Raw genomic sequence first — 7,568 nt, 5'->3', positions numbered from 1 at the left:
ACATCCGCGACTGGATCAAGGCCTGGAACGAGGACCCCAAGCCCTTCGTCTGGACCAAGGACGCGGACGAGATCCTCGACCGCCTCGCCTCATATCTTGATCGAATTCCCGGCGCAGGACACTAGTCCCCAACCCGGGCATGGAGATCACCGACTTCTCCTTCTCCTCGGCCACCTGCTGGCTGTGATGCGCACACCGCTGGCCATCGAAAGGATCCATGTCGACGTCGCCAACCGCAACCACCAGGGACCCAGCCAGCTGCGCGGCTACACCGGGACGACGACCAAGCAGGCCTCGTGGATCAAATCACCGGAATCCACCGGGACTTCGGGGACGCAGTCTTCGATCAGCCACCGCTGGTCACCGCTCTGGGCGTCACGACGAACGGCGACCGCGCCCTGCGGTTTCCGTGGGTCGACGCTCCATCATGAGCGGCACGCAAACGGCGATGACCAGCGGTTTCCGCCACTTGTGTGTGCGAAGTGGGTCGTGCTGAGCGGTTCGGGTGTCCGTGTGCTTCCTGGAGGAGCCGCACCGGGGACTCGAACGCACACCACGCCCGCGCCGAGCCTCGCCGCCGAGCACTTGATTCACGCACACGTGTGCGACGTCCACACCGCCGACGGGGGGCGCGCGGTGGGAGGATGTGTGGGAGGATGTGTGGGAGGAAAGTGGGAGAATCCATTGAGCCGCAACCGAACCGAGCTGCATCGAATCGCGCTCAACGGCACCGCCGTCACCTGCTGATTCGGTGTTTTCGCAGGTCGGTTCATGATCGGGGCACCCCTGGGGGTCAAGGGGTCGCAGGTTCAAATCCTGTCGTCCCGACGGTCTGAAGGAGCCCGCTGGCTCTGGGTACATGCCCAGGTCAGCGGGCTTTTTCGTGCACCCGTGTCGATCTTGAGGTGACTATCCACAATGGTCAGTACTGGTCGGTAACCCAGTGATTGGGAGGATTCTGGGAGGATCGGGTCACGCGGGGTGAAATGGGGTCGCGTTGGCTAAAGCGAATCGTGTCCCCCGGTACGGGTGTTCTTTCTGCCCGTGATCGGCGCGTGTGGCGGCGTTGTCCAGGTTGTCCTGGCTGATGATCTCATGGATCGCGCACGCCTGCATCTGCTGCGCTGGGGCGTGTTTGATGGTGACAACGTGGGCGGACGTCGCGCTGCGATCGTCTGGGGCGGTGGCTGGCCTATGTCCGGTCATACGGACCGGCCGTGTGGGTGGAGTGGGCAGGGTCCGCTGGTGAGCTGGCGCGTGGCGTTCCGAACTCACATTCGTATCGGTCGATGGATGCGATGGACTCGGCAGTAGCTGCGCAGGTTCGAATCCTCGGCGGGAGTACCAAAGGATGGGAACAGGACTGACCAGCGGTTTCACACGGGCAGCCTGGTGGTTGAGTCATCGTTCGTGCTGTCCTCGCCTGAGTAGCGTTCGTGGGGGTCGGGCGCGCGGTCCCGCCCCCCACGGTGGGCATCCCTTCTCACGCCAAATGACCACAGGTCTGCCTCAGTCTGCGGCCATTCACCGGGCGCGAACCGGTGCGCGAGTCCAGGACCGGGCTGGTGGATCATTTCGGCGCACTGGCCGCCCGCGCCCAAGACCTGGGCCGACGCATCACCGAACATCGCACCAGGCTGCGGTCGCCGTCCACCGATCCTGCCTTCGACCCGGGTCGAAGGCCACACCCACCCACAAGACGGCGGGCCGTAAGCCGCAGGAGTTCCGGCGCCCACCCGTGCTGCCGCGTCCTGTCCGCCGTCCTCGTCGCGACGACCGCAGACCGGCCGCACAGCCTCAGCGAGGACTCCGAAAGGGCTCGACACCGCAACTCGCCAGTGCCCACGGTGGATGTCCGTCGTGATCATTGAGGACCTGCCGCACACCGACTCGGCGCCGCGCCCGCCGGCGAGTCGACAAAGTCCGTCCACCCCGATCAGATGGTCCTTCACGCCGGAGCGCGGACCTCCGACCGGTCCGCCACCTCACCGGCCCGTGACCGGAGCCGGATCAGCGGCCGATTCGGGGGTCTGATTCGAGGCGGAGTCCAACGCCTCCAGCACCAGGTGGGTCGCCACGCCGAGCACCACATGCCCCACCAAGCCCCGCACGTGCGTCTGCCAGGGATACGCCCCCGGTGGTCCAGCTGGTGTTGGAGGCGTCGCCGGTGCTGCCGGTGGAGCCGGTGTCACCGGAGTCGCCCGAGCCGACGACGGTCGTCGACTCGTAGTGCCGAACCCAGCCGTGATGGTTCCACGAGCCACCGTTGTTCCAGCCGCAGTCCTTGCCGTGGCCCCAGCCCCGGTGGCCCCGGTTCCAGTGTTCCACTGGCCGTGGTCGCCGTCGGTGTAGGTCACGGCGGTGTTGCCGCCGGTCGAGCCGCTGTCACCCGAGTCGCCGGAGTCGCCGGTCACGGCCTTGTTCGAGCTGTCGGCGTTGCCGCCGTCGCCCGAGTCGCCGCCGTTGCCACCGACGGCCTTGGCGTTGCTGTCACCCGAGCCGTTGCGGTGGTGCCACCAGCCACCACGATCGGTGCCCTCGGTCCACGCCATGGCGTCGCCGCCGTCACCGGCCGTACCGGAGTCGCCCCCGGTGGTGTGGCTGGTGTTGGACGCGTCGCCCGTGTTGCCGGTCGCCCCGGTGTCACCCGAGTCGCCCGAGCCGACGTGCGTGTTGCACTCGGCCAGCACGCACAGCCCGTAGGCGGAATTCCCTCCGGTGGACCCGGAGTCATCCGAGTTCCCGGAGTTGCCCGACCGCGCGCTGCTGTGGCTGGTGGCGTTGCCGCCGTCGCCCGAGTCACCGCCGTTGCCGCCGCCCGCCGTGGAGGTGACGGTGTTGGTGACCGAACCGACCAGCCCACCCAGGCCCAGCGGACCCTGGTCAACCGTGTCGGCACTCGCGATCGACTGCCCCAGCAGGACGAACCCGCCGGAGATCACCGCGGCCAACAGGCCGCGTTGGACGTACTTGCGCATCGAATTCCTTCTTCCCTTGAAGCCTTGGTTCGTGCAGTGGTCAGCTCACGAAGGGAAGAACTCAGCTCGGATGATGTCGCCCGAACACGTAGCACCACGGCCGCAGCAACCAGCGTTCGGCGGGGACCACGTCAACACCGTCACGCGGACCGACGCCTTGGCAGCCGGGCAGATCCGCCTGCCCGGACGCACCGCCGGAGTTGCCGCCGGAGGACGCCGTGCCCGTCGCGCCGGCCAGGACCGCCAGGTCCCGACGCCGCGACGCCGGGCCACGCCCATGCCGCTGCGAGCCCATGGCATCCGCTGCCGTGACACTGGTCGCCGCCGGACGGGTCGTCGTCATGGTCCACAGCGGACCGATGACCTCCACCGCCACGGGAGCACCCGCTGTCGGTGGTGTCACCGGTGTCGAAGTTTCCGCCGGGACGATCACGTCGACACCGGGAGCGGTCCCGACAGGAGCGGGTGCCACCGGCACGGTCCGCGCCGGATCGACGCCCAGCGCCTGCGGCTCGACACCCAAGCCCCGCGCCACCGGCGTCACCACCGGTTCAGCGGAGCCCAGAGCGGCTCGGTCACCGGCGCCAACACCTCCAGCACCGGGGACAACGGTTCGGTCACCGGCGCGAGCAACGGAGCCGTCACCGGCTCCGCCACCCCGACCACCGGCTCCACCACCGGAGCCGCGACCCGCGACACACCCGACACGATCGGGTCGGTCACCCCGGACACCGACGACACCACAGGTGTCACCGGCTCCAGAAGCCCGCCGAGCAGGCCACCGCCCGACGTCGACTCGTCGCGCGTCTGCGCCGAATGCGACGGACGGCCCTGCTCGTCGGCGTGTGCCGAACCCGCCGACACCAGCGCCACCACGCGGTCCAGGCCGCGGCCATCGAACCGCGGGACAGCGTTGTTGGACCGGCGGCAAGCCGGGCCTCGCTGCAAGCCGATCTCGCCAACAGCCAGGACCGGTGCAAACGCCTGGCCGACCACGTCTCACTCTTGGAGAAGCGGCTGTCCACAGCGATCGGAGAGGAGGTCTGGAGCCGATCGGGGCTGGGCCCGTCCATCGACGTCGACGACCTCCACCGGCAGATCATCACGTTGGAGGAAACCAACGCGGACCTGCGGTTGAAGATGGAAGACCTCGAAGAGGAACTCACGGCGGCCCGCGCCAACAACCGCGAACTCGTGACGCAGTTCAACGCCAAGAGTCGCGCGCCCAACTGAGACGCGGATGGCCACGTTCCGTTACTGACGCACGAAGGCAGATAGCCGTACGTGACGACAGATACGCGGATCGGCAAATCTAGAATGCGTCGATCGCTTTCTCCCAGACGGACCGTGCCGTATCCGATGGCAGGCCCGTGTGGTGTCGATCATTGACGTCGCTGGGCGAGGAGGTAGCAGCGGCGGCTGGGGTACTCCACGGCCGGCACCGGCTGCCGGATGGTGGTTGCGGTGATGGTGAAGCCGGCGGTCTCTAGGTCGCCGATGACGTCGGCTGGGTTGAGGAACCGGAAGTTGAGGTTTACTGCGGCGTCGAACAGCGTCGTGAGGTGGTTGACGGTACCGCTGGGGAATCCGGGTGCGTCGGTGTGGAATGCGACGAGCAGCCAGCTTCCGGGACGCAGCGTTCGGGCGAACTCGCGGCAGGCGGTGGTTCTGTCGGCGTCGCTGAGGTGGATGATCGAGTACAGGGTGACCAGGCCGCTGAATGCCTCGTCAGCCACAGGGAGGCCGAGCATTGATCCGACGGTGAAGGTGATCTCCGGCGCTGCTGCGCGAGCAATGTCGATCATGTGAGGGGACACGTCGATGCCGGTGACGTCAGGATGCCTGGCGGTCAGGTAGCGGGTGACGTGGCCGGGTCCGCAGCCCAGGTCCGCGATCGGGCCCGAACCGGCCAGGTCGAGGAACGCATCCAGCAGGCCACGGTCCAGTGCCTTGTGGTCGAGTTCGTCGCCGAGCCGCGCGGCGTACTGGGCCGCCACCGCGTCGTAGCTGGCCTGCACACTGCCGCAGGGATCCTGGTCCGAAGCGAGCCCCGACGTGTTCGGCTGTGCGTTCGTGCGGCGCGGGTCGTCACGGTTCATGGCGTCACCGGCCGAGGGTAGCCGGGTGGCTGTGTCGGATCTGTTGCTCGGCTCGATGCCGGGGCTGATGCCCGCCAAGACCGCCAACACCAACAGCCGCAACATTTCCAGTGAGATCGCCTACCTCACCCGGGCGCTCAAGGCGCCGTCTCTGGCCGCGGCGGTCGAGCGCCTGGCCGAACGGGCCCGCGCCGAATCGTGGTCGCACGAGGAGTTCCTGGCGGCCTGTCTGCAACGCGAGGTCGCCGCACGCGAGTCCCACGGCGGCGAGGGTCGCATCCGTGCCGCCCGGTTCCCGTCACGGAAGTCGTTGGAGGACTTCGACTTCGACCACCAACGCTCGCTCAAACGCGAGTCGATCACGCATCTGGGGACGCTGGACTTCATTGCGGGCAAGGAGAACGTGGTCTTTCTCGGCCCGCCCGGAACCGGCAAGACCCACCTGTCCATCGGCCTCGGAATCCGCGCCTGTCAAGCCGGACACCGGGTCGCCTTCGCCACCGCAGCCGAATGGGTCGCCCGCCTCGCCGAGGCCCACCACGCCGGACGGCTGCAACCCGAACTGGTCAAACTCGGCCGGATCCCTTTGATCATCATCGACGAGGTCGGCTACATCCCGTTCGAAGCCGAAGCGGCCAACCTGTTCTTCCAGCTCGTCTCGTCCCGCTATGAGCGGGCCAGCCTGATCGTCACCTCGAACAAGCCGTTCGGCCGCTGGGGCGAGGTCTTCGGCGACGACGTCGTCGCCGCCGCGATGATCGACCGCCTCGTCCACCACGCCGACGTCATCTCGATGAAGGGAGACAGCTACCGACTCAAGGACCGCGACCTCGGCCGGGTTCCACCGGCCACCAAGACCAACGACTAGATCAACAACCACCCAGGGGTCAGATTTCATCCGACCACCGGGGGTCAACATTCGAGCGCCGTTGACAGCCGGCAGATCCAACCCACCGGCACGCCTGGTCGATGCCGTGGCGTGTGTCTCGACCGACTCGATCACCGACAGCGTCCACTGCGGTGAGACGCCGTGCGGACACTCGCGCTCGATCCACGCGATCCTCTCCTCCTCCGGCATCCGCGACAGCGTTCGGTAGTCGGTCACTGCCATGGCCGTCCTCCTCCGTAGACCCGCCAAGCCCAAAACCGGATGTACACGCAGCCCTGACCGCGCGGTCGCCAGCACACCGACCACCAGCGTCATGCCCGCGCCGTAGGCGAGGTAGGCCAGCACACCCTCGACGATCGAGCCGCTGCGGAAAGTGGCGCTGGTGACCGCGAGGAACGGGCCGATCGTGCACGACAGCGACGCGATCGCGTACGCCAGGCCGTAGCCGAACATCGAGCCCAACCGCGCGGTCGGCGCACCCGGCGCAGCTTGGGCAGCAGCACGGTGAACTCGCATCCGGTCAGACCAGGGCGGCGCCGATCACCACGGTAATCGCGGGCAGGTACTGCTGCGTCGACGCGGCCAGCGGCGCGACGACGAGACCGAATGCCCCGAACACCACCAGGAAGCCCAGCGCCAACGCCGCCGTGGCCAGCAGTGCGCGGCCCACCGCCGTGGCACGGCTGCGCGGCTGGCCATCGCTCCGGGCGATCACCAGGGGCCAGGTAGGCCGGCAGCATCCTACTATCGGTGACGAGAATTGCCGCTGCCCGACGGTCGCGCCGAACGTCACGCCTTTCGGGTGGCCGCCGGTGAACGCCTCCGGGAACACCATCAGTTGGGCGCTCTGGCCCGCCGCCCGAGTAGGTCCGTGAATCGCCGCAGCGTCTGCGGCAGGTCGCACAGCAGCGGCGCGGCCTGGACCACGGCGACTCGCCGGAGGGTCACGGTGTCGGTCCGCTGACGGTCAGCGTCGAAGTGAGGTAGCCGGCGAAGTCAGGGTCGGATGGACGGGCGAGCACGTGGTCGATCCAGGCCCGGCGCTCGTGGTCGATCACCAGCAGCTCCCATACGCAGGCGGTCGGGCCGTCTGGCGGCACCGCCCGCAGGTCCGTGCTGCCGAGGTCGGCACGCCAGAGCCGCTGGTACATGATGTCGAGCTCCCACCAGCAGACCAGCACCCACAGTGCCTCGGTGCCCCGGTGCACGATGCAGAAGCCGACCCCGCTGCGCGTCGGGTTTCGGGGTGGCCGTGGCAGCTCCCGTTCGGCGACCGCGACGGCGGTCGCGACCGCGGCATCGTCGGGCAGGTCGGTGACGGCGGTGATTCCGATGAGCTTGATCGTCCAACCCGCCCGCTCGACCACGCCGAGCGGTTCGATCCGGCGGGGCCGGTATCGCTCGGTGGGTACCGTCGTGGGGAACTCGGTCGTGGTCATGTCACAGCTCCAGTTTGGACATGGCCGACCGCCATGGTTCGACGTTGCCGTGGAGGGTGTCGGGATCCGTGCCCCGCACGCGGGCGAGCTCGGCGGTGAGCCGTTGCAGCGGCACGATCGAGGTGAAGGGCCGCAGCCACGGGTCGGTGTGCGCGAACCAGAG

The 7,568-nt window shown here is 68.2% G+C and carries 8 protein-coding genes; 2 read left to right on the top strand and 6 right to left on the bottom strand.

Annotated elements, in window-relative coordinates; translation table 11 throughout:
• Positions 1 to 1,985 precede the first annotated feature (1,985 nt).
• From RIN75_RS43550 to RIN75_RS43540, 3 genes are all read right to left on the bottom strand, one after another.
• Entirely contained in the window at positions 1,986 to 2,978 is a 993-nt protein-coding gene (locus tag RIN75_RS43550) for a hypothetical protein (protein WP_309117979.1), read from the bottom strand.
• Positions 2,979 to 3,039: 61 nt separating this feature from the next.
• Positions 3,040 to 3,513, bottom strand: a complete 474-nt coding sequence (locus RIN75_RS43545) for a hypothetical protein (RefSeq protein ID WP_309117978.1) — start codon at positions 3,511 to 3,513, stop codon at positions 3,040 to 3,042.
• Positions 3,514 to 3,518: 5 nt separating this feature from the next.
• Positions 3,519 to 3,842, bottom strand: coding sequence for a hypothetical protein (locus tag RIN75_RS43540; RefSeq protein ID WP_309117977.1), 324 nt, complete (start codon positions 3,840 to 3,842; stop codon positions 3,519 to 3,521).
• A gap of 141 nt (positions 3,843 to 3,983) precedes the next feature.
• Here RIN75_RS43540 and RIN75_RS43535 point away from each other — a divergent pair, with 141 nt between their 5' ends.
• Positions 3,984 to 4,211: a hypothetical protein gene (locus RIN75_RS43535; RefSeq protein WP_309117976.1), complete on the top strand. Its 228-nt coding sequence runs from the start codon at positions 3,984 to 3,986 to the stop codon at positions 4,209 to 4,211.
• Between the two features lie 149 nt (positions 4,212 to 4,360).
• Here the strand turns inward: RIN75_RS43535 and RIN75_RS43530 are convergent, their stop codons facing one another.
• Positions 4,361 to 5,077: a methyltransferase domain-containing protein gene (locus RIN75_RS43530; protein ID WP_309117975.1), complete on the bottom strand. Its 717-nt coding sequence runs from the start codon at positions 5,075 to 5,077 to the stop codon at positions 4,361 to 4,363.
• Between the two features lie 67 nt (positions 5,078 to 5,144).
• Here RIN75_RS43530 and istB point away from each other — a divergent pair, with 67 nt between their 5' ends.
• Entirely contained in the window at positions 5,145 to 5,945 is an 801-nt protein-coding gene (gene istB, locus RIN75_RS43525; protein WP_309117980.1) for an IS21-like element helper ATPase IstB, read from the top strand.
• A 541-nt stretch (positions 5,946 to 6,486) separates the two neighbouring features.
• Here the strand turns inward: istB and RIN75_RS43520 are convergent.
• Together RIN75_RS43520 and RIN75_RS43515 are read right to left on the bottom strand one after the other, a co-directional pair.
• Entirely contained in the window at positions 6,487 to 6,801 is a 315-nt protein-coding gene (locus RIN75_RS43520) for a hypothetical protein (RefSeq protein ID WP_309117974.1), read from the bottom strand.
• A 109-nt stretch (positions 6,802 to 6,910) separates the two neighbouring features.
• A complete protein-coding gene (locus RIN75_RS43515; protein ID WP_309117973.1) occupies positions 6,911 to 7,405 on the bottom strand; it encodes a hypothetical protein in 495 nt (164 codons plus the stop codon).
• Positions 7,406 to 7,568 lie beyond the last annotated feature (163 nt).

The sequence above is a fragment of the Saccharothrix sp. genome (assembly GCF_031180885.1).
GTDB lineage: Bacteria > Actinomycetota > Actinomycetes > Mycobacteriales > Pseudonocardiaceae > Actinosynnema.
This window is presented reverse-complemented; position numbering and strand designations above follow the sequence as displayed.

What these genes read in the sequence shown, in the direction of transcription:
- RIN75_RS43550 (WP_309117979.1), bottom strand. Translation starts at nt 2,978, where the DNA reads ATGCGCAAGTACGTCCAACGCGGCCTGTTGGCCGCGGTGATCTCCGGC.
- RIN75_RS43530 (WP_309117975.1), bottom strand. Translation starts at nt 5,077, where the DNA reads ATGAACCGTGACGACCCGCGCCGCACGAACGCACAGCCGAACACGTCG.
- istB (WP_309117980.1), top strand. Translation starts at nt 5,145, where the DNA reads ATGCCCGCCAAGACCGCCAACACCAACAGCCGCAACATTTCCAGTGAG.
- RIN75_RS43520 (WP_309117974.1), bottom strand. Translation starts at nt 6,801, where the DNA reads ATGGTGTTCCCGGAGGCGTTCACCGGCGGCCACCCGAAAGGCGTGACG.
- RIN75_RS43515 (WP_309117973.1), bottom strand. Translation starts at nt 7,405, where the DNA reads ATGACCACGACCGAGTTCCCCACGACGGTACCCACCGAGCGATACCGG.